The organism is Micromonospora sp. NPDC049139, from assembly GCF_055586845.1.
In genome coordinates this window covers 250,834-275,446 of the sequence record NZ_JBVJHK010000006.1, presented here as the reverse complement: position 1 = coordinate 275,446, position 24,613 = coordinate 250,834, and the positions used below count along the sequence as shown (strand labels likewise).

Genomic DNA, 24,613 nt, shown 5'->3' with positions numbered 1-24,613 from the left:
GAGCCGCCAGCCGGGCGGTTACTTCACGCCGGCGGCGTCCATGCCGCGCAGCTCCTTCTTCAGGTCGGCGACCTCGTCGCGGATCCGGGCGGCCAGCTCGAACTGCAGCTCCCGGGCCGCGGCCAGCATCTGGTCGTTGAGTTCCTGGATGAGCTGGGCCAGCTCGGCCCGGGCCATCCCCTCCCGCGCGGGCCCGGCACCGCCGGCCCGGCCGCGACTGCGGGTCTCCTTCACCGGCGCCTTGCCCCGGGACAGCTGCCGCACCGCCCCGCCGACCCGGCTGTTCTCCGTGTCCTCCGCCTCGCGGTAGATGTCGTCGAGGATGTCGTGGATCTTCTTGCGCAGCGGCTCCGGGCTGATGCCGTGCGCCTCGTTGTGCGCGATCTGCTTGGCCCGCCGCCGGTTGGTCTCGTCGATCGCGTCCGCCATCGACGGAGTGATCTTGTCCGCGTACATGTGCACCTGGCCCGAGACGTTCCGGGCCGCCCGGCCAATGGTCTGGATCAGCGACCGGCCACTGCGCAGGAAGCCCTCCTTGTCGGCGTCGAGGATGGCGACCAGCGACACCTCGGGCAGGTCGAGGCCCTCCCGGAGCAGGTTGATGCCGACCAGCACGTCGTAGTCGCCCTTACGCAGCTCGCGCAGCAGCTCCACCCGGCGCAACGTGTCGACCTCGGAGTGCAGGTAACGCACCCGGATGCCGTTCTCCAAAAGGTAGTCGGACAGGTCCTCGGCCATCTTCTTCGTCAGCGTGGTGACCAGCACCCGCTCGTCGCGCTCGGTGCGCAGCTTGATCTCGTGCATCAGGTCGTCGATCTGGCCCTTGGTGGGCTTCACGACGACCTCGGGGTCGATCAGGCCGGTCGGCCGGATCACCTGCTCGACGAACTCGCCCTGGGCCTGCTCCAGCTCCCAGGGGCCGGGCGTGGCGGACAGGAAGACCATCTGGCCCACCCGCTCCAGGAACTCGTCGAACCGCAGCGGCCGGTTGTCGGCCGCGCTGGGCAGCCGGAAGCCGTGGTCGATCAGCATCCGCTTGCGTGACGCGTCGCCCTCGTACATGCCGCCGATCTGCGGGATGGTCACGTGCGACTCGTCGACGACCGTCAGGAAGTCGTCGGGGAAGTAGTCGAGCAGGCAGTGCGGCGGGCTGCCCGGCAGCCGGCCGTCGATGTGCATCGAGTAGTTCTCGATGCCGGAGCAGAAACCGACCTGCCGCATCATCTCGATGTCGTAGGTCGTGCGCATCCGCAGCCGCTGGGCCTCCAACAGCTTGCCCTGCCGCTCCAGCTCGGCCAACCGCTCGCCCAGCTCGGCCTCGATGTCGCGGATCGCCCGCTCCATCCGCTCCGGGCCGGCCGCGTAGTGGGTGGCCGGGAAGATCAGCAGGTGGTCGACCTCGCGGACCACGTCGCCGGTGAGCGGGTTGAGATAGTAGAGCTTCTCCACCTCGTCACCGAAGAGCTCGATCCGGACGGCCAGCTCCTCGTAGGCCGGGATGATCTCCAGCGTGTCGCCCCGGACCCGGAAGGTGCCCCGGTTGAAGGCCATGTCGTTGCGCGAATACTGGATGTCGACCAGGCGGCGCAGCAGCTGGTCGCGGTCGAGCTCCTGCCCGACGGCGACGCGCACGGCCCGGTCGAGGTATTCCTCCGGGGTGCCCAGGCCGTAGATCGCCGAGACGGTGGCCACCACCACCACGTCGCGCCGGGTCAGCAGCGACATCGTCGCCGAGTGCCGCAGCCGCTCGACCTCCTCGTTGATCGAGGAGTCCTTCTCGATGTAGGTGTCGGTCTGCGGGATGTAGGCCTCGGGCTGGTAGTAGTCGTAGTAGGAGACGAAATACTCCACCGCGTTGTGCGGCAGCAGCTCGCTGAACTCCTTGGCCAGCTGGGCGCAGAGCGTCTTGTTGGGCGCGAGCACCAGCGTCGGCCGCTGCAACCGCTCGACGAGCCACGCCGTGGTGGCGCTCTTGCCGGTGCCGGTCGCGCCGAGCAGCACCGTGTTGCGGTCGCCGCGTCGGACCCGACGCTCCAGGTCGTCGATGGCCGCCGGCTGGTCGCCGGCCGGCTGGAAGTCGCTGACGACCTGGAAGCGGCCGTCGAGCCGGGGAATGTCGAGCGCCATGACCCCAACGGTACGCCGGGGGTCCGACACCCCGCGCCGACTACGGACGGTCCCTGATCGGCTTCGATATTCCCATTGTGTGGCCGATCTCACGAGACTACGCTCTCGGTGTAGGCCGCTCGCGGCGGCCGACCGGGCAGGCGGCCAGGCCCTCAGCGGCCGGCCCGCCCCCGGCACAGGGGTCGCAGCACCCGGCACGCCCGGCGTGCGCACCCGACGTGGTCGCGCCCGAGGCGCTGACCGGCCGCCGCGAGCGCCCCTGCTCGTCACCCCGCGACGGTGAATCCCGTTCAACCATCCGTGGACACCTCCGCCGCCCGGGCCACCCGTGCCGACCCTACCTCCCCGCCGCAGGACCGGCCGCCGCACGACGACGCCCACACCGGGGCCGTCCCGCGGGTGCTGACCGGCCGCCGGCGCACCACCCTGCTGGTGCTCGCGGTCGTGGCCGTGCTCTCCGCGGCGGCGCTGGTCGCGGGGCTGCTGAGCTGGTCGCCCGACCGGTCGGAGCCGTCCCGGGCGCTGACTGGTGACGAGCGCGAGCGGCTGGCCGCGATGCGGGTCACCAACCACCGTGACCTGCGGGCCGGGGTGCGTGTGACGACGGGCACCGGGTCCGACCGCATCGAACTGGTCGGCTGGGTCGACTGGTCCCGGCCGCTGGTCTACCTGGACGTCGGCGGGCCCGGCGCGGGCGCCGAACGCGGCCTGCTGCAGGCCACGCCGACCGTGGCCGTGCTGCGGCCCGACCCGTCGGCGGTGCCCACCGCCGCACCGCCTCCGCTGGTGCCGCCGGCGGACCGCTGGCGGCTGCACGACCCGTCCGGCGGGCGAGGGCTCGCCGCCGTGCTCGACCTGCTCTTCCGGCTCGGCGCGGACCGCCCCGAGCCGCCCTCGGCGGCCGCCCGCTGGGTGGGCCGCGCCACCGTCGGGGCGGAGCGGGTCGACATCCTCCAGGCGCCGTCGGCCCCGGGCACGCCACCGCCACCCGCGTCCGCGGCGACGGGCGACCACCCGCGCTACTGGCTGGACCGCGACGCCCGCCTGCACCGGCTGGAGACCGGACTGCCCGGCGTCGGGCCGGTCACCGTGCAGTTCACCCGCACCAACCGGCCGACGCTGCGGCCGGTCGACGCCCTCGGCGGCCGGCCCGGGCAGCCCCGGGCCCTGACCGCCGGGGAGCGGGACCGGCTGGACCGGCTGCCCGCCCGGCTCCGCGCCGCCGGCGGCGCCTCCGTCACCCTCACCGGGCCCCTCGCCGCCGGCACCAACCTGCGCGGCGCCGGCTGGGTGAGCTGGACCGACCGGGCCGCGTACGTGGCCGTCGCCGACCTCGGCGCACCGGAGCACCGGGCGCTGCTGCGCGTCGACGGGACGGACGTGACCCGGGCGGAGGTCCCCGCCACGACGGTTCCCGGCACGGTGGAGGCACCCGGCCGGCCCCCGCTGCCGCCGCCCGCCCAGGGCTGGCGGGCCGACCCGACGCGGGCCGGCGACCTGGGCCTGCTGCTCGGCGCGGCGCTGCGGGCCGCCCGGTCGCCCGCGCCGCGGGGCGCCACTCTCCGGGTACGCGGAGACAGCCTGTCCGGGAGGACCGTGGACGTGGTCGAGCTGCGCACGTCCGGGGCGCTGCTGCGCTACTGGATCGACCGGTCCGGCGTGCTGCGCCGGCTGGAGCTGCGTACCCGGTCGGGTGCCTGGGCCCAGCTCGACCTGGCCCCCGGCGCGGTGCCCCGGTTGCCCGCCGCCCGGCCGGCGCCGCAGCGCCCGGAAGCGCCGGCCGGCGGGCGATGACCGATCGGGGTCAGGGTCGCCGCCGGGGCGACGTCAGGGCCCCGGCGCGCCGGCGACGGCGGCCGGTGACGGGTCAGGGGCGCCAGCCGGTCTGCGCCGCCCAGTCCTCGGCGCGCAGGTGCTCCTCGTCGAACCACGGGTCCTTCGCCGTGGTGTAGGTGGCGCTGTCCGGGGCCGAGGCGGCCAGTTCCCGCTTCAGCAGCAGGTAGGCCGCCCGCTGGTCCGGGTCGGCACGCAGGTGGTCGCGCATCAGCAGCGCGTACCGCCAGCCGGGCGAGTCCACGGCGCGGACGTGCAGGTACACGGGGCGGCCCGGGTCGGCGCTGCCGTGCAGCCGCTTCTCCCACCGGCCGCTGCCGGGCAGCCGGGGGTTGTCCCACCAGTCGCCGGGCAGGCGCGGGAAGCCCGCGGCGGCGAGCCGCTCGGCCAGCGGGCCGTCCGCGTCGGCGAGGGTCGGCACGGTGAGCTGGATGTCGATCACGTCCTTGGCGGCGAGGCCGGGCACCGCGGTCGAGCCGATGTGATCGATCCGCAGGTCGGCGGGGGCGATCGCGTGCCGGATCCGGGCGGCGAGCCGCGCGTACTGCTGCGGCCAGGTCGGGTCGGCCTCGGTCAGCACGACGCGGTGCGGTCGCACCGGTCGCCGCTCGCGCAGGTTCGCCTCGTAGGGCAGCAGCCGCTCCTGCCACAGCGCGTCGACCGCCGCGTGCAGGTCGGCGAGGCTGCCGTCGTTGGTCAGCACCACGTCCGCCGCGGCACGGCGTCGGGCGTCGTCGGCCTGCGCGGCGATCCGCCGCTCGGCCTCCGCCTGGTCCATCCCGCGGTCGCGGGCCAGCCGCGCCAACCGGGTGGCCACCGCCGTCTGCACCACGACCACCAGGTGGTACGTGGGCGCAAGCCCCACCTCCACCAGCAGCGGCACGTCGTTGACCACGATCGCGTCGGGCACCGCCGCGGCGGCCAGTTCGGCCGTGCGGGCCCGTACGCGGGGATGGATGATCCCCTCCAGCCGACGCCGGGCCGCCTCGTCGGCGAAGACCACCGCGCCCAGCGCCGCCCGGTCGAGGGCCCCGCCGGCGTCGAGGACCCGGTCGGAGAAGGCCGCGACGATCTCGGCCAGTCCCTCGGTGCCCGGCGCCACCACCTCCCGGGCCACCTGGTCGGCGTCGATGACCACCGCGCCCCGCTCGGCCAGCCGGGACGCCACCGCGCTCTTGCCGGATCCGATCCCCCCGGTCAACCCCACCATCAGCACCGGACCAGTCAACCCGATCTTCCCCGCACCGCCAAACCGGGCCGGTGCCCGCGCCCGGCACGCCCGCCCCGCCGGACGGAGGCCGGCGCGGGCCATCCGGGCCACGGTCTGGCTGGCCGCCGGGTGGATGGGCCCGGCCTCCGGGCCCCACCGGCACGGACGGGCCCGGCGCCCCGCCCCACCGGAACGAACCGGCCGGTGCCGGGGCCCGCCGGAGCGGCGCCGAGCGGCCGCCCCTCGCCGGAGCGGGGGCCGGCAGGGGCGGGCAACGGCGAGGGCCCCGCCCCCGGCGATCTCGCGATCGCGGGGACGGGGCCCTCGTCCGTCGTTCAGCGGGTCACTTGCCGCCGGCGAGCTTCTCCCGCAGAGCGGCGAGCGCCTCGTCGGTGGCCAGGGTGCCGGCCGGCTCCTCGGCCTGCCGGCTCGGGGCCGCGCTGGTCGAGGTGGTGGTGCCACCGGTGACGGCCGGAGCCGGGTTGGCAGCGGCCTCGGCGTCGGCGGCGCGGGAGGTCTGCACCTGCTTGGTGTGGGCCTCCCAGCGCTGACGGGCCTCGGCGTACTGGTTCTCCCAGGTCTCGCGCTGCTTGTCGTACCCCTCGAGCCACTCGCCCGTCTCCGGGTCGAAGCCCTCCGGGTAGATGTAGTTGCCCTCGGCGTCGTAGGTCGCGGCCATGCCGTAGAGGGTCGGGTCGAAGTGCTCCTCGCCCTCGACGAAGCCCTCGTTGGCCTGCTTGAGCGACAGCGAGATCCGGCGGCGCTCCAGGTCGATGTCGATGACCTTGACCATGACCTCGGAGCCGACCTGGACGACCTGCTCCGGGATCTCCACGTGGCGCTCGGCCAGCTCGGAGATGTGGACCAGGCCCTCGATGCCGTCGTCCACCCGGACGAAGGCGCCGAACGGCACCAGCTTGGTGACCTTACCCGGCACGATCTGCTGGATCGCGTGGGTGCGGGCGAACTGCCGCCACGGGTCCTCCTGGGTCGCCTTCAGCGACAGCGAGACCCGCTCGCGGTCCAGGTCGACGTCCAGGACCTCGACCTCGACCTCCTGGCCCACCTCGACGACCTCGGACGGGTGGTCGATGTGCTTCCAGGACAGCTCGGAGACGTGCACCAGGCCGTCCACGCCGCCCAGGTCGACGAACGCGCCGAAGTTGACGATCGAGGACACGACGCCCTTGCGGACCTGGCCCTTCTGCAGCTTGTTGAGGAACTCGGTGCGCACCTCGGACTGCGTCTGCTCCAGCCAGGCCCGGCGGGACAGGACCACGTTGTTGCGGTTCTTGTCCAGCTCGATGATCTTGGCCTCGAGCTCACGGCCGACGTACGGCTGCAGGTCCCGCACCCGACGCATCTCGACCAGGGAGGCGGGCAGGAAGCCGCGCAGCCCGATGTCGAGGATGAGGCCGCCCTTGACCACCTCGATGACCGAGCCGCGGACGACGCCGTCCTCGTCCTTGATCTTCTCGATGGTGCCCCAGGCCCGCTCGTACTGCGCCCGCTTCTTGGAGAGGATCAGACGCCCCTCCTTGTCCTCCTTCTGGAGGACCAGGGCCTCGATGTGATCACCAACCGAAACGACCTCGGCCGGGTCCACGTCGTGCTTGATCGACAACTCCCGAGAGGGGATGACGCCCTCGGTCTTGTAGCCGATGTCGAGCAGGACCTCGTCCCGATCGACCTTGACGACGGTGCCTTCGACAATGTCGCCGTCGTTGAAGTACTTGATGGTCTCGTCGATCGCGGCGAGGAAAGCCTCCTCGGAACCGAGATCGTCGTGGGTGACCCGGGTGGCGCTCGAGGGGGCCTCGATGCTGCTCGTCATGTGGGCGGTTGCTCCGGTCGGATGGTGTGTCACAGCAGGCTGGTGTCGCGGTGACCTGTTCGCGCCAGCGGATCCGTCGCCGGGCACACCGAAGATCGAGTGAGATCATGGAGGTAACTCCGCCAGTGGTCCCGGAGACCGCGCACCTGCTCCCTGCCGAGGCACACGATTCGCGAGCGCATCGTCTAGCCTACCCGCTGCATTACCACAGCGTGCAAGGCCTCCCGCCCTCTCGCCGCCTCGCCACCTGCGAAAGCGGAGATTTCGGTAGGAAGCTGTCCCACCTGTCGCGTCCGTCACAATGGCACCACCGGGAACCGTAGCGCCACCCCTGTTCCGCCACGCCCGGGGGCTCGCCGCCCGCCGCCGCGCCCTGCGGGAGAGGCACTAGCGTGAGCGGGTGGACGACGACAGCAGCCGGGTGACCCGGCGCCGGGTGGGCGACGCCGAGGCCCGGCGCGCCAGCCGCCACTGGTGGGACACCGACGCCGACGACTATCAGGCCGAGCACGGCGGCTTCCTCGGCGACCTCGACTTCGTCTGGTGCCCCGAGGGGGTACGCGAGGCGGACGTACGGCTGCTGGGCGAACTGACCGGGCGGCGTGTGCTGGAGGTCGGCTGCGGCGCCGCGGCCGCCGCGCGGTGGCTCGCCACCCGGGGCGCCCGGCCGGTCGCCATGGACCTGTCCGCCGGCATGTTGCGACACGCCGCCCTCGCCGCCGCGCGCACCGGCGTACGCGTGCCGCTGGTGCAGGCCGACGCGTTGGCGCTGCCCTTCGCCGACGCGGCGTTCGACACCGCGTGCACGGCGTTCGGGGCGATCCCGTTCGTGGCCGACTCGGCGGCGGTGATGCGCGAGGTGTTCCGGGTGCTGCGCCCCGGCGGTCGCTGGGTGTTCTCGGTGACCCACCCGATGCGGTGGATCTTCCTCGACGACCCGGGCGAGGGCGGGCTGACCGCCACGCACTCGTACTTCGACCGCTCCCCCTACGTGGAGCAGGACGAGACCGGCGCGGCCACCTACGTCGAGCAGCACCGCACGCTCGGCGACCGGATCCGGGAGATCGTGGGCGCCGGGTTCGACCTGGTCAACCTGGTCGAGCCGGAGTGGCCCGAGGGGCACGAGGGGATCTGGGGGCAGTGGAGCCCGCTGCGCGGCCGCCTCTTTCCCGGCACTGCCATCTTCGTCGCCGAGAAGCCCGCCCGAGAAGCCGGACAGCCGGTGCGGCGGCCAGGGCCGCCCGCAGGGTTACGCTGAGCCGGTGAGCGCCGAGCCGATCGCGACACCACCTGGCCCCTGGTGTCCTGACCCGATCCGGCAGCAGCGTGCGGACTACACGCTGGAGGATCTGCTCAACCTGCCGGACGACGCCCCGCGCGTCGAACTCGTCGACGGAGTCATCCAGGTGACACCCTCCCCCACCCTGGGCCACCAGGACATCTCCAGCCTGCTCTGGCTGTGGCTGCGGACCCACGCCCCCGCCCACCTCCGCGCCGCTCAGGCCGTCGGCGTGGCCCTCAACGCGAACACCAGTCGACAGCCGGACGTGCTGCTGCGCCGGGCCGAGGTGACCCCCGACCGGTCACTGCTCGTGCCTGACGACGTCATCCTCGCCGTGGAGGTGGTGTCCCCGGGTACGCGGCGCACCGACAGGTTCGCCAAGCCGGGTGAGTACGCCGCCGCGGGCATCCCGTTCTACTGGCGCATCGAACAGGACCCCGTGCACCTGTACGCCTACCGCCGGGGCGAGCGGCTCGGGCCGGGCGGAGAGCGGCAGTACGAACTGATCACCGACAGCGCCGAGCTGGTCGAACTCAGCGAGCCGTTCGAGATCAAGCTGCCGATCGCCGAGATCACCCCCTAGGGGTCCCCCCGTTTCCTGGCATCGACGCCGGGTACCCACCCGGCATGGCCGAGCAGAACGAGTTCCGCAAGGGTGACCACGTCTCCTGGGCCAGTCACAGCGGCCGGGCGTACGGCGTGGTCAAGGAGAAGCTGATCGACCGGACGCACGTGCGCGGGCACGCCGTGAACGCGTCCCCGGAGCACCCGCAGTACCGGATCCGCAACGACGACTCGGGCCGGGACGTCGCCCACCGACCGGAGGTGCTGCGCCATGAGCGGGGGTGACGAGGGTCGGGACGTCTATCGGGAGTTCACCGAGGCGGTGAACATGAAGCCCGGCGAGCTGTCGACGTGGCTGGAGACCGACGAGTCGAAGCATGTCGGCTGGCGGAAGGGCACCAAGGGCGGCGAGTCGGTGGGGCACGAGTCCGGCCGCAGGATCATCAGCCTGCTGCGCCGCAAGCGCGACCAGCTCTCCGAGGACGACTACCGGCACATGCGCAAGGTCGTCGGGTACGTCCGGCGGCACATGGCGCAGCGACCGAGCGGCGACGTGCGCCAGACCCGGTGGCGGTACTCCCTGATGAACTGGGGTCACGATCCCGTCAAGGCCCCGCTCCCGCCGCCCGGCGGACCGTCCCGGAAGGCCCTGGAGCGGCACGGCGCCCCGCCGAAGTCCCGCCGGGGACCGGGACGGTGAACCGGACCCGGCCACGACGTCCGGCAGGGGTGGTACACCGGAACGGGCCGACACGACGCCGACCGCGACGGGTTGCGGGGCAGCCCGACCAGCGCAGGGATCACGCCTGACCGCCCGGAGCGGGTCGGGCCGCCCCGCAACCCACCACGAAGACACTCAGTGGTCGGCGCTGTTCCAGTCCCGCCCCTCGCCGACCGACACCTCCAGCGGCACCGACAGCGGGTACGCCCCGCCCATCTCCCGCCGCACCAGCGCCTCGAGGGCCTCCCGCTCGCCGGGCGCGACCTCGAACACCAGCTCGTCGTGCACCTGGAGCAGCATCCGCGAGCGCAGGCCAGCCTCGCGCAGCGCGGTGTCGACGTGCAGCATGGCCACCTTGATGATGTCGGCGGCCGAGCCCTGGATCGGCGCGTTGAGCGCCATCCGCTCGGCCATCTCCCGGCGCTGCCGGTTGTCGCTCACCAGGTCGGGCAGGTAGCGCCGGCGCCCCAGGATCGTCGAGGTGTAGCCGTCGTGCCGGGCCCGGGAGACGATCTCCTGGAGGTAGTCGCGCACCCCGCCGAAGCCGGCGAAGTAGTCCTCCATCAGCCCGCGCGCCTCCTCGGCGGTGATGCCGAGCTGCTGGGAGAGGCCGAACGCGCTCAGCCCGTACGCCAGGCCGTAGTTCATCGCCTTGATCTTGCGCCGCTGGTCCGCGGTGACCTCGTCGAGGGGCACCCCGAAGACGGACGAGGCGGTGGCGGCGTGGAAGTCGGCGCCGGAGTTGAACGCCTCGATGAGCGCGTCGTCCGACGACAGGTGCGCCATGATGCGCATCTCGATCTGGCTGTAGTCGGCGGTGAGCAGGCACTCGTAGCCCTCCCCGACGACGAAGGCGCGGCGGATCCGCCGCCCCTCCTCGGTGCGGATCGGGATGTTCTGCAGGTTGGGCTCGGTAGAGGAAAGCCGGCCGGTGGCCGCCACCGTCTGGTTGAACGTCGTGTGGATGCGCCCGTCGTCGGAGACCGACTTGAGCAGCCCGTCGACGGTGGTCTTGAGCTTGGCCACGTCCCGGTGGCGCAGCAGGTGGGCCAGCACCGGGTGCGGGTTCTGCGCGTGGAGCCACTGCAGGGCGTCGGCGTCGGTGGTGTAGCCGGTCTTGATCTTCTTGGTCTTGGGCAGGCCCAGCTCGCCGAAGAGGATCTCCTGCAACTGCTTCGGCGAGCCGAGGTTGAACTCGCGCCCCACCGCCGCGTACGCCCCCTGGGCGGCGGCCTTCACCTCGGCGGCGAAGTGCGCCTCCAGCTCGGAGAGGTAGTGCGTGTCGGCGGCGATGCCGGTGCGCTCCATGCCGGCGAGCACCCGCATCAGCGGCAGCTCCACCCCGGCCATCAGCCGGGCGGACTGCTCGCCGTCGCGGGAGAGCTCGGCGTCGATGGCGTCGGCGAGGTCGAGGGTGGCCCGGGCCTGGAGCATGAGGTTCTGCTCCGCCTCGCCGTCGTTGCCGAGGCCGTCGAGGGTGAGCTGACCGGTCTCCGGCGCGTCGACCCGCAGCTCGCGGTGCAGGTAGCGCAGGGCCAGGTCGGTCAGGTCGTAGGAGCGCTGGTCGGGGCGGGCCAGGTAGGCGGCGATCTGGGTGTCGCGGAGGATGCCGTCCAGGCGCCAGCCGTGCGCGGCGAACGCGAGCACGGCCGGCTTGCTGTCGTGCAGCACCTTGGGCCGCGCCTCGTCGGCCAGCCAGGCCGCCAGGGCCGCCTCGTCGGCCGGCTCCAGGGTGGCGGGGTCGAGCCAGGCCGCCGCGCCGCCGGCGGTCGCCAGGGCCAGGCCGGTCACGGAGGCGGTGTGCCGGCGGTTGGGCCCGGTGTCGAGCTTCGCCGCCACGCCCACCGGGGTGCCGGCCGGCGCGTGCGTCTCCAGCCACCCGGCCACCGCCCCGGGCGCGGTGAGCACCTCGCCGGTCAGGTCGAAGCCGGCCTCGGCCTCCGGCTCGACGGCCTCCAGGTACTGGTAGAGCCGGTCGCGCAGGATGCGGAACTCGAGGGTGTCGAAGACCTGGTGGACGGCCTCGCGGTCCCACCCCTGCCAGCGGGCGTCCTCGGGGCGCAGCGGCAGCTCCAGGTCGGAGACGAGGCAGTTGATCTCGTAGTTGCGGATCACGTCGGCGAGCCGCTCGCGCAGGCTGTCGCCGGCCTTGCCCTTGATCTCGTCGGCCCGCGCGACGACGCCGTCGACCCCGCCGTACAGGTTGATCCACTTCGCGGCCGTCTTCGGGCCGACGCCCGGGACGCCGGGCAGGTTGTCGCTGGTCTCGCCGACCAGGGCGGCCAGGTCGCGGTAGCGCTGCGGGGCGACGCCGTACTTCGCCTCGATCGCCGCCGGATCCATCCGGGCCAGGTCGGAGACGCCCTTGCGCGGATAGAGCACGGTGATGTTCTCACCGACGAGCTGGAAGGCGTCCCGGTCGCCGGTGCTGATCAGCACCGACATGCCCTGGTCGCGGGCCTGGCAGGCGAGGGTGGCGATGATGTCGTCGGCCTCGTAGCCCTCCTTCTCCACCACCGGGACGCGCAGCGCCGCCAGGACCTCCTTGACCAGGCTGACCTGGCCCTTGAAGTCGGTCGGGGTCTCGCTGCGGCCGGCCTTGTACTCCGCGTACTTCTCGGTGCGGAACGAGCGGCGGGAGACGTCGAAGGCGACGACGATGTGCGTGGGCTGCTCGTCGCGCAGCACGTTGATCAGCATGGACGTGAAGCCGTAGACGGCGTTGGTCGGCTGCCCCGTCGTGGTGGAGAAGTTTTCCACGGGCAGGGCGAAGAAGGCCCGGTATGCCATGGAATGTCCGTCGACGAGGAGCAGGCGCGGCGTCGTAGCTGTCACGGCAGCGACTCTAGCCGCCCGCCCCGACAGTTCGGGACACCGGCACGGCCGCCATCGGCCCGGCGCGGACGCCGGCGCGGCCCGTACGGCCGCGCCGGCGTCCCCGTCACAGCACCTTGGCCAGGAACGCCTTCGTCCGGTCGTGCCGGGGGTTGGCGATCACCTCGCGCGGGTTGCCCGACTCGACCACGACGCCGCCGTCCATGAAGACCAGCGAGTCGCCGACCTCGCGGGCGAAGCCGATCTCGTGGGTCACCACGATCATCGTCATGCCGTCGCGGGCCAGGTCCTTCATCACGTCGAGCACCTCGCCGACCAACTCCGGGTCGAGCGCGCTGGTGGGCTCGTCGAAGAGCATCAGCTTCGGCCGCATCGCCAGCGCCCGGGCGATCGCCACCCGCTGCTGCTGGCCGCCGGAGAGCTGACCGGGATAGTTGCCGAGCTTGTCGCCCAGCCCCACCCGCTCCAACAGGGCGGCGGCCCGTTCGCGGGCGGCGGCCTTCTTCTCCCGACCCAGCAGCACCGGCGCCTCGGCGACGTTCTGCAGGGCGGTCATGTGCGGGAAGAGGTTGAACCGCTGGAACACCATGCCGATCGCACGGCGCTGGGCGGCCACCTCCTTCTCCCGCATCTCGTGCAGCTTCCCACCGCGCTCGCGGTAGCCGATCAGCTCGCCGTCCACCCAGATCCGACCGGCGTTGATCTTCTCCAGGTGGTTGATGCAGCGCAGGAACGTCGACTTGCCGGAGCCGGAGGGGCCCAGCAGGCAGCAGACCTCGCCGCTGCGGACCTCCAGGTCGATTCCCTTGAGCACCTCGACCGACCCGAACGACTTGTGCACCTGCTCGGCCCGGACCATCGGCCCGGACTCCGCCGTCGGCGCGCCGGCCTGGGCCGGCACCGTCACCTTGGTCATCCGCCGTCCACCTTCCCGGTCGCGCCGCCCGCCTCCGCGGTGATCCCGCGCAGCTTGGTCTTCGCCCGCCCGCTGCGCCCGACGCCCCTGGAGAAGTGCCGCTCCAGGTAGTACTGCCCGACCAGCAGCACACTGGTCAGCAGCAGGTACCACAGGCACGCCGCCACGTACATCGGGAAGACCTGGAAGGTCCGGTTACCGACGGCCTTGAGCTGGAAGAACAGCTCGGCGGAAACCGGCACGAAGGCCACCAGCGAGGTGTCCTTCAGCATCGCGATCGTCTCGTTGCCGGTCGGCGGGATGATCACCCGCATGGCCTGCGGCAGCACGATCCGGCGCAGAATCTGCCCCCGGGTCAGGCCGAGCGCCTGCGCGGCCTCCGTCTGCCCCTCGTCGACCGACTGGATGCCGGCCCGGACAATCTCCGCCATGTAGGCGGCCTCGGAGAGGCCGAGCGCCAGCATGCCGGCGACGAAGCCGGTCAGGATCTCCACGGCGGAGAAGCCGAACAGCCGCGCCTCGAAGTCGTCGACCCCGAACAGGGCGCCGATCTGCCGGTCGAAGGGCAGCCCGAACTCGATCCGGGCCCACAGGATGCCGAGGTTGCCGAAGAGGATCGCCAGCACCAGCCGGGGCACCGCCCGGAAGAACCAGGTGTACGCCCAGGCGACGCCGCGCAGGATCGGGTTCTCCGACAGCCGCATGATGGCGATGACGACACCCAGCCCGACGCCGATCAGCATCGAGAGGATGGTCAGCGCGATCGTGCCGCGCAGCCCCTCGATGATCGGCGGCCGGAACATCTCGTCGACCATGAACGACCAGTTGAACGCCTTGTTCGTCACCAGCAGGTGGACGAACATGGCCACCAGCACCCCGATCACGGCGACGGCGACCCACCGCCCGGGATGCCGCACGGGCACGGCCTGGATGGGTTCCGGCCGTGCCCGCTCGGGTGTGTCTGTTTCGACCGACATGGGTCAGCTGGTCGGGTTCAGCGCCGGGGTCGTGATGGCGCCGCCCTCGACGCCCCACTTCTTCAGCGCGGTCTCGTAGCTGCCGTCGGCGATGACCGCCTGCACGGCCTCCTTCAGCACCTCGGCGAACGCGGCCTGGTCCTTCTTCACCGCGTAGCCGTACGGGGCGGACTCGTAGATGTCGCCGAGCAGCTCCAGCTGGCCGTTGCTCTGCTTCACCGCGTACGCGCCGACCGGCGAGTCGGCCAGCATGGCGTCGTCCTTGCCGCTGACCACGGCGGCGGTGGCGTCGCTCTGCGCCTGGTACTGGTCGATGGTGATCGCCGGCTTGCCGGCGTCGGTGCACTTCTTCGACCGGGCGGTGATGTCGTCGAGCTGCACGGTGCCGACCTGCACGGCGATCTTCTTGCCGCAGGCGTCGTTCGGGTCGATCTTGGCCGGGTTGCCGGCCTTGGTCGCCCACTGGGTGCCGGCGGAGTAGTAGCTGACCATGTTGACGGTCTTCATCCGGTCGGCGTTGATGGTGAACGAGGAGACGCCGATCTCGTACTTGCCGGAGTCGACGCCGGGCAGGATCGAGTCGAACGGCGCCGACTCGTACTCGGCCTTCAGGCCGAGCTTCTGCGCGACGGCGTTGAAGAGCTCGACGTCGAAGCCGACGACCGTCTTGCCGTCGGCGTCGAGGAACTCCGCCGGGGCGTACGTCGAGTCGGTGCCGACCTTGATCACGCCGTCGGCCTTGATGGCGTCGGGCACCTTCGCGGCCAGCGCGGAGTCGGCGGCGGCGGTGACGCTGGGTCCGGCGCCGGGCTGCTCGGTGCTCTCCTTCTCGCCGCAACCGGCGAGCGAGAGGGCGAGCAGCGCGGCACTCGTGGCGCCGAGCACGGCCCGGCGGCCACCAGAGATGTGGAACATGTCGTTCTCCTTGCGGTGAGGGGTGGCGGCCGGTCAGGCCACGCCGAGGTAGGCCTCTTTGACCGCCGGGTCGTGCAGCAGGTCCGCGCCGGTCCCGCTCTTGACAATCCGGCCGGTCTCCAGCACGTACGCCCGGTGCGCCCGGGCCAGGGCCTGCTGGGCGTTCTGCTCGACCAGCAGGATGGTGGTGCCCTGTTCGTTGATCTCGGTGATGATGTCGAAGATCTGCTGGATCAGCATCGGCGCCAGACCCATCGAGGGCTCGTCGAGCAGCAGCAGCTTCGGTCGGCTCATCAGCGCCCGGCCGACGGCCAGCATCTGCTGCTCGCCGCCGGAAAGGGTACCCCCGGCCTGCTTGCGCCGCTCCGCCAGGCGCGGGAACAGGTTCAGCACCCGGTCGAGGTCCTGGGCGATGCCCGCCCGGTCCCGCCGGGTGTAGGCGCCCATGTCCAGGTTCTCCAGCACCGTCATGCCCGGGAAGATGCCCCGGCCCTCCGGCGCCTGGCACAGCCCCCGCCTGACCCGCAGGTCGGCCCGGAGCTTGGTGATGTCCTCACCGTTGAACCGGATGTTCCCGCTGGCGACCGGGCGGATCCCGGAGATGGCCCGCATCGTGGTCGACTTGCCAGCGCCGTTGGCGCCGATCAGGGCGACGATCTCGCCCTCGTCCACCGTCAGGCTGATGCCGTGCAGCGCCTGGATCCGCCCGTACAGCAGGCTCACGTCGTCGATCTCAAGCAGCATCGTCCGGCACCCCCAGGTACGCCGCGATCACCTTCGGGTTCTCCCGCACCTCGGCGGGCAGCCCCTCGGCGATCTTCTTTCCGAACTCCAGCACCACGATCCGGTCGGTGACCCCCATGACCAGGCGCATGTCGTGCTCGATGAGCAGCACGGTCACGCCGGTGTCCCGGATCTGCCGGATGAGCTGGAGCAGTTCCTCCTTCTCCGCCGGGTTGAAGCCGGCGGCCGGCTCGTCGAGGCAGAGCAGCACCGGGTCGGTGGCCAGCGCACGGGCGATCTCCAGCCGCCGCTGCTCGCCGTAGGAGAGGTTGCGGGCGAACTCGTGCATCCGCTTGCGGATGCCGACGAACTCCAGCAGGCGCTCGGCCTTCTCCCGGCCCTCGCGCTCCTCCTTCCAGTACCGCGGCAGGCGGAACAGCGCGGAGATGACGCTGGTCTTGTGGTGCGCATCCGCGCCGACCAGGACGTTCTCCATAGCGGTCATCTCGGGGAAGAGGCGGATGTTCTGGAACGTCCGCGCCATGCCCATCTTGGTGATCTGGTGCCGCTTCTTGCCGCTGATCTTCTGGCCACGGAACCGGATCTGCCCCTCGGTGGGCTGGTAGATGCCGGTCATCGCGTTGAAGCAGGTGGTCTTGCCGGCGCCGTTCGGCCCGATCAGACCGAGGATCTCCCCCTTGTAGAGGGTGAAGTCCACCTCGTTCAGCGCGACCACGCCGCCGAAGCGCAGCGTGACGTTGTCGACCTCCAGCAGCGGCTCCCGGGTGGGCACCGTCTCCACGGCCGGCGCGCCGGCCTGCGCCGGGACGGCCGGCGTCTGCTCGGTGTCACTCACCGACGGTCACCTCCTTGCGGCGGTCCTTGAACTCCGCCGCGCGTCGTCGGTTCGGGATCAGGCCCTCGGGCCGGAAGATCATCATGATCACCAGCACCAGGCCGAAGAAGAGGAACCGGAACTCGTACAGCTCGTAGCCGAGCACCTCGATGCCGCGGAACCGCTCGATCATGTACGCCACCAGGCCACCACCGACGATCGCGCCGACGATGTTGCCGGAGCCGCCGAAGATGACCGCGGCCAGGATGATGATCGAGTTCAGCAGCTCGAAGTTCTGCGAGTTGACGAAGTTCTGCTTGCCCGCGAAGAGCGCGCCGGCCAGACCGGCGATCGCCGCGCCCGCCGCGAACGCCCACAGCTTGAACTTGAAGGTCGGCACGCCCATCAGCTGCGCCGCGTCCTCGTCCTCCCGGATCGAGATCCAGGCCCGACCGACCCGGCTGTGGGTCAGGTTCCGCACCCCGATCACCACCAGGATGATCAGCGTGAGCACCAGCCAGTAGTAGGGCCGGGCGTCGAGCACGCCGAAGATCGGCTTGCCGTCGGCGTACTGGCCCGGCGGGTGCGGGATCTGGTTGAAGCCCCGCTGGCCCTTCAGGAACTCGGAGCTGACCGCCCCGATTCGGATCATCTCGGCGAAGCCGAGCGTCACCAGCGCCAGGTAGTCGCCGCGCAGCCGCAGGGTCGGCGTGCCGAGCATCACGCCGGAGACCATGGTCAGGGCGATTGCCACCGGCACCGCCAGCAGCCACGGCCACAGCGTCTTGATGTCGCTGCTCGGCGAGGTCAGCACCGCGACGGTGTACGCGCCGACGGCGAAGAAACCGAAGTAGCCGAGGTCGAGCAGGCCGGCGAAACCGACCACGATGTTCAGGCCGACGGCCAGCAGCACGTAGATCGAGACGGTGAACATCACCTGCGTGAAGTTCGCACCGGGGGTCGGGATCGGCCCGAGGTACTGGTAGAACTCCTTGTTCGGCAGTGCGTAGAAGAACACGATCACCGCGGCGAGCAGCGCCCAGCGCACCCAGCGCGGCGCGCCGCGCCACCGTTCCCCGGCCGCCTCTCGGCCGGAGCGCACCTTCTCCAGGACGGTCGTCATGCCCGTGCCCTCCCCAGCGACTCACCCAGCAGACCGGTCGGCCGGAACATCAGCAGCACCACCAGCACCGCGAACGCGGCGAAGTCCTTCCACTCGCTGCCGAACAGGCCGGAGGCGTAGTTCTCCACGACGCCCAGCAGCAGGCCGCCGAGCAGCGCGCCGCGCAGGTTGCCGATGCCGCCCAGCACCGCGGCCGTGAACGCCTTGAGGCCGAGCATGAAGCCGACGCTGTAGGTGAGGGTCTGGATCCGCACGTCGTAGAGCAGGCCCGCGACGCCGGCCATCGCGCCGCCGGCGATGAAGACCATCAGGATGATCCGGTCCTTGTTCACGCCCATCAGCGCGGCGGTGTTGGCGTCCTGCGCCACCGCCCGGATGCCGCGGCCAACCCGGCTGCGGTTGATGAACATGTCCAGCGCGATCATCATCACCAGCGCGGACCCGAGGGTCAGCAACTGGATGGCGTCGATCGGCACCCCGGCGATGTGGAACAACGGCTTGGAGCTGACCAGGGCCGGTGCGCCCTGCGGCAACCGGCGGGTCCAGATGCCGAACGCCTCGGCGATGGCGATGGACGCGCCGATCGCGGTGATCAGGAACGCCAGCGGCGGCGCGTTGCGCTTACGCAGCGGCCGGTAGGCCACCCGCTCGATGACCGTCGCGGTGCCCGCCGAGGCGATCGCCGCCGCGAGCGCCGCGACCAACAGGTAGAAAATGATCGTGCCGACGCCGCTGACCTGCGAGTTCTGGTCCAGGCCGAACCATCTCCAGGAGACCAGCGCAGCGAACGCGCCGGCGATGAAGACCTCGGAGTGGGCGAAGTTGATGAGTCTCAGCACGCCGTAGACCAGCGTGTAGCCCAGCGCGACCAGGGCGTAGATCGCGCCCTGCGTCAGGCCGGTCGTGGTGAGTTCTCCGAAGTTGGAGAACAGTCCGTCGAAGTTCAAGGGAGGGACGCTCCATCAGGGTCTGGAGAGAAAAAGGGGGTGCGGCCGGGAGCGAGCTCCCGGCCGCACCCGCGATCACAACTCAATCGCTGTAGCAGCGACCGGCGTCAGGACTTCGGGATCTCCTGGTCCGGGACGACCTTGCCGCCCTGGACCTTGAAGGCCCAGACCTTGACCTGCGCCGGGTCGAGCTCGCCGCCCTCGACGAACTTGTAGCTCGCCGCGACGCCCTCGCCGCTGTAGCCCTTCACGAACTCCAGCAGGCCCGCACGGGTGGTCTTGCCCGCCTTGATGCCGGCGAGCAGGATGTTCGCCGCGTCGTAGGCCGTGTCGCTGTAGGTGCCCGGGTCGGTGCCGTTGAGGGCCTTGTACTCCTGGGCGAAGGTGCCCCGCGCCTCGGTGGCCGGCTGGCACGGGCAGGTGAGGATGGTGCCCTCGGCCGCCGCCGCACCCGCGGAGGTGATGTACGCGCCGTCGTTGACGCCGTCACCGGCGATCAGCGGAGCGGTGACCCCGGCAGCGCTGAGCTGCTTGCGGATCAGGCCCGCCTCCTGGTAGTAGCCGCCGTAGAAGATGGCCTTCACGTTCGCGGCCTTGACCTTGGTGACCACGGCGGAGAACTCGGTCTGCTTGCCCTCGCCCTGGACCTTGTCCGAGCCGACGACCGCCGGGCCGAGCAGCTTCTTGACCTCGTCGGCCAGGCCGGCGCCGTACGCGGACTGGTCGTCGATGACGTAGACCTTGTCGGCCTTCAGCACGTTCTTGATGTAGTTGCCGGCCGCCGGGCCCTGGCTGAAGTCGTTGCCGACCGCGCGGAAGAAGGTCTTCCAGCCCTGCTCCGCAAGGCTCGGGCGGGTCGCGGAGGGGGTGATGGTGACCAGACCGGCCTCGTTGAACAGCGGACCGGCGGCCTCCGACTCACCCGAGTAGGCCGGGCCGACGATGCCGAGGATCTTCGTGTCGTCGATGGCCTTCTGGGCCAGACCCGGGGCCTGGTCCGGGCTGCCCTGCGAGTCCAGGGAGACCAGCTCGACCTTGCAGTCGGCGTTTTCCTTGTTGTACTTGTCGACGGCCAGCTTGACGCCGTTGTTCTCGTTGATGCCGAGCGCCGCCGAGCTGCCGGTCAACGCGCCGAAGAACGCGATCTTGTTGCCACAGGCTTCCCCACCGGACGCCGTGTCGTCTCCACCGCTGGAGCATGCGGTGCCGCCGGCGACGAGCGCCAGCATGGCCACCCCACCGATAACGCGCGCGAGCTTCTGCCTCAAGGCCCGAACCCTCCTCCGTCCCATGGTCCGAACCACCCGCTGCCTATTGGCCCTTGCGGGGGCGGACGAACCAGACCGTCGTCGCCGGTCTGGGGCCGGACGCTATCCCACCTTTCAGCTGTGACGAAAGCCCCAGCGGAGCGGGTTGACCGAACCGTTACACGCCGTGGCGGATTGGAAACGATCGCTGTAAGAACCGTCGGTCATGAATGCCCCTCGCCTTCGTTTCGTCGGTAACGGGCAGGTCAGCGCCCACTCCCTACCGATCAATGACCGGCAACCCGGTCCACCAGGCACGGGACGTTTGGCCGTCATCGGCGACCAACACCAGTCGATCCCCCTGGGCCGCCGCGGCCACCGCCGTGTTGCCGCCGTCGGGCACCACGGCAGGCATCGCCATCGTCCGCCACGAATCCCCCGAATCGACCGAGAGCCACAGTCCGTGACCGCCGCCGTCCCCGGTCACCGCCACCAGAGCACGCCCGGCCGGCACCAGACCGTCGACCGACGACACCCCCGGCCCCGGCACGCCGAACCCGCCGACCCGCCGCCACTCGTCCCCGGCCAGCCGCCAGGCCGCGAACCCCTCGCGCACCGGACCGACCGTCACCAGCCCGCCGTCGCCCACCGACGCCACCCGCTGCGCCTGGCCGCGCCCGTCCGCCGCCGGCAACGCCACCCGCCGCCAGGCACGGCCGTCCGCCGAGGCCCACGCCAGGGGCGCCAGCGCGGTCGCGCCCGGCGGCAGCACCGCCCCCACCACCCACCAGCCCGACGGCACGGCCACCGCGTCGTACGCCACCGTCCGGCCGCGCCCGTCACCGGCGAGCTCCGGCACACCCTCCCGGATGGTGAACCGCGCGCCGTCGGGGGACGTCCAGACCGCCGCGCCGTCGACCCGGGCCCCCGCGATCAGCCAACCGGCCGGCCCGGCGGCCAACCGGGCCACGCTCACCGCCCGCGGCCCCGCGTACAGTTCGAAGGGGGCCGGCACCTCCCGCAGCGCGCCGTCCGGGGCCTGCGCCCAGGTGCCCGTGCGGGGATTGCCGTGCACGCCGCCGTTCTTCGCCCCGAGCGCCGCCACCCGGCCGTCCCGGCAGGCGGCCGCGTACAGCACGTGCTGGCGGCCGTAGAAGCTCGACGCCGCCACCGGCAGCGCCGACCACGCCGCGCCGTCGGCGCTGCTCCAGGCCGCCGGCCGCGTCTCCCCCGCCGCGTCGGCCAGCCCGCCCACCACGTACCACCGGCCGGCGCAGGCCACGGCGTCGCGCAACAGCGGCCGGCCGGCCGCGCCCGGCGGCGCGGGCAGGCTCAGCGGCTGCCACGCCGGGCGCAGCGGCTCGGCGGTGGGCTCCGCCGGGGCCCGGTCGCAGCCGGCCAGCAGCGCGGCGGCCACACCGAGCGCCGCCACCAGCCGCCGGGACCACATGGGATCAGATGTTATCGATCGGCCGGCCCGGCGGGGAGCCCGGTTCCACGGGCCCCGGCGTGTCGCGCCGTCCCGGTGCGTCGCCCCCGGGCCGTACGGTCGACCGCGACGGAGGGCCCGGCGCGGACTCCGAGCGGCCCGGCGTGTTCCGCCCCGGGTCAGGCGGTGGGCTGCGCGACCTCGCCGCCGGCGGTCTCGGCGAGGATCCGCTCGGCGACCTCCTTCATGGTCATCCGGTGGTCCATCGCCGTGCGCTGGATCCACTTGAACGCCTGCGGCTCGGTCATCCCGTAGGTCGTCATGAGCGCACCCTTGGCGCGCTCCACGGTCTTGCGGATCTCCAGCCGGTCGGTCAGCCCGGCGACCTCCGACTCCAGCGCGGCGATCTCGGAGTAGCGGGACAGCGCGATCTCCACCGCCGGCACCAGGTCGCTCTTCTGGAACGGCTTCACGAGGTACGCCATCGCGCCGGCCGCCCGGGCCCGCTCCACCAGGTCGCGCTGGCTGAACGCGGTCAGGATGATCACCGGGGCGATCCGGGCGCCGGCGATCCGCTCGGCGGCGGCCAGCCCGTCCATGATCGGCATCTTGATGTCGAGGATGACCAGATCGGGTTTGAGCTCCTCGGCGAGCCGGACGGCCGTCTCGCCGTCACCGGCCTCCCCGACCACCTCGTAGCCCTCTTCGACCAGCATCTCGGCGAGGTCCAGCCGAATGAGCGCCTCGTCCTCGGCGATCAGAACGCGCCTGCGCTCGACGTCCGTCTGCGTCTCCGCCACGAGCCACTCCCACCACTCTGTTCCCGGCACCCGCCGGTCCGGTACCGTCGTGCCTAGCGTAGTGGGTAACCTATGTGGCGCCGCCACAGCGTGGGTGGCGAAGTCCCCGTATTCCAACTGGCAGAGAAGCGGAGCTCAAACCTCCGACAGTGTGGGTTCGAATCCCACCGGGGGCACCGAAACTGTCGCACGTACGTACCAAACTCGTCGGCGTGCATCCACCGGAAGTACGCGCACGAGCGCACCAGGTCCACCGCTTGGGAGCGACGGTCGCGGAGACGGCCCGCGCCGTCGGGCTTCCCTACCGCACCGTGTGGGAGTGGTGCCGCCGGCCCGAGGCCCCGGTCCGGGGCACGGCGCTGCGCTGCTTCCGCTGCCGTCCCGGCGTCGACAATCGGACTCAGGCCCAGGCCTACAGCTTCCTGCTCGGCCTCTACCTGGGTGACGGCTATCTGGTGTCCTCCGCCCGGGTGCCGGATCGTCCTCACCGACTGGCAGCGGGAGATCGTCACCGCCCATCCCGGCGACTTCGTCCGCGGCCTGTTCCACTCCGACGGGTGTCGGACCACCAACCGGGTGACGGTGCGCGGCAAGCAGTACGTCTACCCGCGCTACATGTTCGTCAACGAGTCGGCCGACATCATGGGCCTCTGCCAGTGGGCGCTCGACCTGCTCGGGGTCGCCTGGCGGATGAACCGCCGCAACTCCCTGTCGGTCGCGCGTCGCGAGGCGGTCGCCGCCCTCGACCGCCGCGTCGGCCCGAAGTCCTGACCTGACGGTCGGAATCCCCGGCTGTTCGGCCCGATCGAAGGGGCCAGCCGCTCCGCGCGGTCGGAGACCGGCCGGCTCCGCGCGGTCGGCTGCTCGCCTCGCCCGCCCCGGCGGGGCTTCGGCTCGACGAGTGGAATCCATGGGTGCGACGCCGCGTCTTCGACACCCCTGGTGTTCCACCCGCGCCTCCAAAGCGGCGGTCCGACGTGGCGAGGCGCCAGCCGTGCCGAGGTGCCGAGTCGTCGGGCGCGCGGACGTGCCGGCTCAGCCGAGTTCGGCGAGCGCCCCCGCCAGGTCCGCGCGCAGGTCCTCCGGGTCCTCCAGGCCGACGGAGACGCGCAGCAGCCCGCCGACCGGCTTGGCCCCCTCCTCGACGGGCCGGTGGGTCAGCGAGGCCGGGTGCTGGATGAGCGTGTCGACCCCACCGAGCGACACGGCGTGGGTGATCAGCCGGCAGCCGTCGGCGACGGCGGCCGCGGCGGGCGCGCCGCCGCGTACCTCGAAGGCGAGGAGGCTGCCGGGGCCGGTCATCTGCCGGCCGACGAGCCCGGCCGGGTCGTGCAGCGACGGGTGGTGCACCCGCGTGACGGCGGGGTGGGCGGCGAGCCAGGCGGCGAGTTTCTCCGCGCCGGCCTGCTGGGCGCGGACCCGCACCGGCAGGGTCTGCAGGCCGCGGTGCAGCAGGTACGCGCCGAGGGGGTGCAGGATCGCGCCGGTGAGCGCGCGGACCTGGCGCAGCCGGGCAGCCCAGTCGGCGTCGCAGGCGACGACTCCGGCGAGCACGTCGCCGTGTCCGCCGATGCTCTTGGTGGCGCTGTGCAGCACGAGGGCGGCGCCGTGCCGGGTGGGCTGCTGGAGCACGGGGGTGGCGACGGTGTTGTCCACGAGCAGCGGGACGTCGCCGGCGGCTCGCGCGAGGGCGGCGATGTCGACCAGGTCGAGGGTGGGGTTCGCCGGGGTCTCGGCGATCACCAGGGCGGTGTCGGGGCGGACGGCGGCGGCGACCTCGTCCGCGTGGGCCCAGGTGACGGTGGTGCCGAGCAGGCCGGTGGCGAGCACGTGGTCGGTGCCGCCGTAGAGCGGGCGGACGGCGACGAGGTGGCGCTTCCCGTCCCGGGTGGCGGCGAGCAGCGTGGCGGTGAGGGCGGCCATGCCGCTGGCGAAGGCGACGGCGTCGCCGGTGCCTTCGAGGGCGGCGAGGGCGGTCTCGAAGCGGGCGACGGTGGGGTTCCACAGGCGCTGGTAGACGGCGCTGCCGCCGGCGGGGAGCGTGCCCCCGGTGGCGAGGGTCTCGTACGCGTCGCCGCCGGCGTCGACGGACGGCAGGGGGTTGGTGGTGGAGAGGTCGATGGGCGGCACGTGGACGCCGAGGGCGGCGAGGTCGTCGCGGCCGGCGTGCACGGCTCGGGTGTCCACGGTCGTCATGCCGGAAGGATCGAACATAGAGCCAGCAGTGGACAATAGTTCCGAAGATGATTCGGCTAGATTCCTTTGATTGGCGCGGCGATTCGACGGAGGATGTCT

General features: G+C 72.0%; 21 protein-coding genes and 1 tRNA gene. 7 read left to right on the top strand and 15 right to left on the bottom strand.

The features are described 5' to 3' along the window. Positions 1-18 precede the first annotated feature (18 nt). Positions 19-2,127, bottom strand: coding sequence for an excinuclease ABC subunit UvrB (gene uvrB / locus ACZ6Q9_RS14515; protein ID WP_393301307.1), 2,109 nt, complete (start codon positions 2,125-2,127; stop codon positions 19-21). A 300-nt stretch (positions 2,128-2,427) separates the two neighbouring features. Here uvrB and ACZ6Q9_RS14510 point away from each other — a divergent pair, with 300 nt between their 5' ends. Beyond that, positions 2,428-3,921, top strand: coding sequence for a hypothetical protein (locus ACZ6Q9_RS14510; protein ID WP_393268998.1), 1,494 nt, complete (start codon positions 2,428-2,430; stop codon positions 3,919-3,921). A gap of 73 nt (positions 3,922-3,994) precedes the next feature. Here the strand turns inward: ACZ6Q9_RS14510 and coaE are convergent, their stop codons facing one another. Next, positions 3,995-5,176 (bottom strand): dephospho-CoA kinase, encoded by a 1,182-nt coding sequence (gene coaE / locus ACZ6Q9_RS14505; RefSeq protein WP_396827579.1) that lies wholly within the window; start codon positions 5,174-5,176, stop codon positions 3,995-3,997. A 337-nt stretch (positions 5,177-5,513) separates the two neighbouring features. Further along, on the bottom strand, positions 5,514-7,004 hold the full coding sequence (gene rpsA / locus ACZ6Q9_RS14500; RefSeq protein ID WP_357700111.1) for a 30S ribosomal protein S1: 1,491 nt from the start codon (positions 7,002-7,004) through the stop codon (positions 5,514-5,516). Positions 7,005-7,404: 400 nt separating this feature from the next. On the opposite strand from rpsA, the gene ACZ6Q9_RS14495 reads away from it, so the two are divergent. Genes ACZ6Q9_RS14495 through ACZ6Q9_RS14480 form a run of 4 tightly spaced genes read left to right on the top strand, consistent with a single transcriptional unit; the run spans position 7,405 to position 9,550 of the window. Continuing rightward, a complete protein-coding gene (locus ACZ6Q9_RS14495) occupies positions 7,405-8,262 on the top strand; it encodes a class I SAM-dependent methyltransferase (RefSeq protein WP_396827385.1) in 858 nt (285 codons plus the stop codon). A 4-nt stretch (positions 8,263-8,266) separates the two neighbouring features. Then, complete coding sequence (locus ACZ6Q9_RS14490; protein WP_393269004.1) at positions 8,267-8,869, top strand: Uma2 family endonuclease; 603 nt, start codon at positions 8,267-8,269, stop codon at positions 8,867-8,869. A 44-nt stretch (positions 8,870-8,913) separates the two neighbouring features. Then, positions 8,914-9,135 (top strand): hypervirulence associated TUDOR domain-containing protein, encoded by a 222-nt coding sequence (locus ACZ6Q9_RS14485; RefSeq protein WP_393269006.1) that lies wholly within the window; start codon positions 8,914-8,916, stop codon positions 9,133-9,135. Then, positions 9,122-9,550, top strand: a complete 429-nt coding sequence (locus ACZ6Q9_RS14480; RefSeq protein ID WP_393269009.1) for a DUF3140 domain-containing protein — start codon at positions 9,122-9,124, stop codon at positions 9,548-9,550. Before ACZ6Q9_RS14485 ends, ACZ6Q9_RS14480 begins: the two co-directional genes overlap by 14 nt. A 156-nt stretch (positions 9,551-9,706) precedes the next feature. Here ACZ6Q9_RS14480 and polA read toward each other — a convergent pair whose 3' ends face one another. From polA to ACZ6Q9_RS14425, 11 genes are all read right to left on the bottom strand, one after another. Next, positions 9,707-12,406, bottom strand: a complete 2,700-nt coding sequence (gene polA, locus ACZ6Q9_RS14475; RefSeq protein WP_393269011.1) for a DNA polymerase I — start codon at positions 12,404-12,406, stop codon at positions 9,707-9,709. A 106-nt stretch (positions 12,407-12,512) separates the two neighbouring features. Continuing rightward, entirely contained in the window at positions 12,513-13,322 is an 810-nt protein-coding gene (locus tag ACZ6Q9_RS14470) for an amino acid ABC transporter ATP-binding protein (protein ID WP_466021405.1), read from the bottom strand. Then, the gene (locus ACZ6Q9_RS14465; RefSeq protein ID WP_393454837.1) at positions 13,319-14,299 is read right to left on the bottom strand and encodes an amino acid ABC transporter permease; all 981 of its coding nucleotides are present in this window, start codon (positions 14,297-14,299) and stop codon (positions 13,319-13,321) included. The genes ACZ6Q9_RS14470 and ACZ6Q9_RS14465 overlap by 4 nt, the downstream gene beginning before the upstream one ends. A gap of 3 nt (positions 14,300-14,302) precedes the next feature. Then, the gene (locus ACZ6Q9_RS14460) at positions 14,303-15,214 is read right to left on the bottom strand and encodes an ABC transporter substrate-binding protein (RefSeq protein ID WP_393454834.1); all 912 of its coding nucleotides are present in this window, start codon (positions 15,212-15,214) and stop codon (positions 14,303-14,305) included. A gap of 33 nt (positions 15,215-15,247) precedes the next feature. Next, the gene (locus tag ACZ6Q9_RS14455; RefSeq protein ID WP_393454831.1) at positions 15,248-15,958 is read right to left on the bottom strand and encodes an ABC transporter ATP-binding protein; all 711 of its coding nucleotides are present in this window, start codon (positions 15,956-15,958) and stop codon (positions 15,248-15,250) included. Further along, positions 15,948-16,793, bottom strand: coding sequence for an ABC transporter ATP-binding protein (locus ACZ6Q9_RS14450; RefSeq protein ID WP_393454828.1), 846 nt, complete (start codon positions 16,791-16,793; stop codon positions 15,948-15,950). The genes ACZ6Q9_RS14455 and ACZ6Q9_RS14450 overlap by 11 nt, the downstream gene beginning before the upstream one ends. Beyond that, a complete protein-coding gene (locus ACZ6Q9_RS14445; protein WP_357700094.1) occupies positions 16,786-17,895 on the bottom strand; it encodes a branched-chain amino acid ABC transporter permease in 1,110 nt (369 codons plus the stop codon). Before ACZ6Q9_RS14445 ends, ACZ6Q9_RS14450 begins: the two co-directional genes overlap by 8 nt. Continuing rightward, positions 17,892-18,842 carry a branched-chain amino acid ABC transporter permease gene (locus ACZ6Q9_RS14440; RefSeq protein WP_393269022.1) on the bottom strand — a complete coding sequence of 317 codons (951 nt, stop codon included), beginning with the start codon at positions 18,840-18,842 and terminating at the stop codon, positions 17,892-17,894. The genes ACZ6Q9_RS14445 and ACZ6Q9_RS14440 overlap by 4 nt, the downstream gene beginning before the upstream one ends. A 107-nt stretch (positions 18,843-18,949) precedes the next feature. Further along, positions 18,950-20,110: a branched-chain amino acid ABC transporter substrate-binding protein gene (locus ACZ6Q9_RS14435; RefSeq protein WP_393269024.1), complete on the bottom strand. Its 1,161-nt coding sequence runs from the start codon at positions 20,108-20,110 to the stop codon at positions 18,950-18,952. Positions 20,111-20,369: 259 nt separating this feature from the next. Next, entirely contained in the window at positions 20,370-21,539 is a 1,170-nt protein-coding gene (locus ACZ6Q9_RS14430) for a hypothetical protein (RefSeq protein WP_396827390.1), read from the bottom strand. A 158-nt stretch (positions 21,540-21,697) separates the two neighbouring features. Continuing rightward, entirely contained in the window at positions 21,698-22,318 is a 621-nt protein-coding gene (locus ACZ6Q9_RS14425) for an ANTAR domain-containing response regulator (protein ID WP_393269027.1), read from the bottom strand. A gap of 102 nt (positions 22,319-22,420) precedes the next feature. Here ACZ6Q9_RS14425 and ACZ6Q9_RS14420 point away from each other — a divergent pair. Beyond that, positions 22,421-22,494 (top strand) — tRNA-Leu (locus ACZ6Q9_RS14420). Between the two features lie 265 nt (positions 22,495-22,759). Further along, the gene (locus tag ACZ6Q9_RS14415; protein ID WP_393269030.1) at positions 22,760-23,089 is read left to right on the top strand and encodes a hypothetical protein; all 330 of its coding nucleotides are present in this window, start codon (positions 22,760-22,762) and stop codon (positions 23,087-23,089) included. Positions 23,090-23,353: 264 nt separating this feature from the next. Here the strand turns inward: ACZ6Q9_RS14415 and ACZ6Q9_RS14410 are convergent, their stop codons facing one another. After that, on the bottom strand, positions 23,354-24,532 hold the full coding sequence (locus ACZ6Q9_RS14410; protein ID WP_396827392.1) for a trans-sulfuration enzyme family protein: 1,179 nt from the start codon (positions 24,530-24,532) through the stop codon (positions 23,354-23,356). Positions 24,533-24,613 lie beyond the last annotated feature (81 nt).

Bases quoted from the DNA above. Each gene is read 5' to 3' on its own strand.
- uvrB (WP_393301307.1), bottom strand. From the start codon at position 2,127: ATGGCGCTCGACATTCCCCGGCTCGACGGCCGCTTCCAGGTCGTCAGC.
- rpsA (WP_357700111.1), bottom strand. From the start codon at position 7,004: ATGACGAGCAGCATCGAGGCCCCCTCGAGCGCCACCCGGGTCACCCAC.
- ACZ6Q9_RS14485 (WP_393269006.1), top strand. From the start codon at position 8,914: ATGGCCGAGCAGAACGAGTTCCGCAAGGGTGACCACGTCTCCTGGGCC.
- ACZ6Q9_RS14480 (WP_393269009.1), top strand. From the start codon at position 9,122: ATGAGCGGGGGTGACGAGGGTCGGGACGTCTATCGGGAGTTCACCGAG.
- ACZ6Q9_RS14470 (WP_466021405.1), bottom strand. From the start codon at position 13,322: ATGACCAAGGTGACGGTGCCGGCCCAGGCCGGCGCGCCGACGGCGGAG.
- ACZ6Q9_RS14465 (WP_393454837.1), bottom strand. From the start codon at position 14,299: ATGTCGGTCGAAACAGACACACCCGAGCGGGCACGGCCGGAACCCATC.
- ACZ6Q9_RS14460 (WP_393454834.1), bottom strand. From the start codon at position 15,214: ATGTTCCACATCTCTGGTGGCCGCCGGGCCGTGCTCGGCGCCACGAGT.
- ACZ6Q9_RS14455 (WP_393454831.1), bottom strand. From the start codon at position 15,958: ATGCTGCTTGAGATCGACGACGTGAGCCTGCTGTACGGGCGGATCCAG.
- ACZ6Q9_RS14445 (WP_357700094.1), bottom strand. From the start codon at position 17,895: ATGACGACCGTCCTGGAGAAGGTGCGCTCCGGCCGAGAGGCGGCCGGG.
- ACZ6Q9_RS14430 (WP_396827390.1), bottom strand. From the start codon at position 21,539: ATGTGGTCCCGGCGGCTGGTGGCGGCGCTCGGTGTGGCCGCCGCGCTG.
- ACZ6Q9_RS14410 (WP_396827392.1), bottom strand. From the start codon at position 24,532: ATGTTCGATCCTTCCGGCATGACGACCGTGGACACCCGAGCCGTGCAC.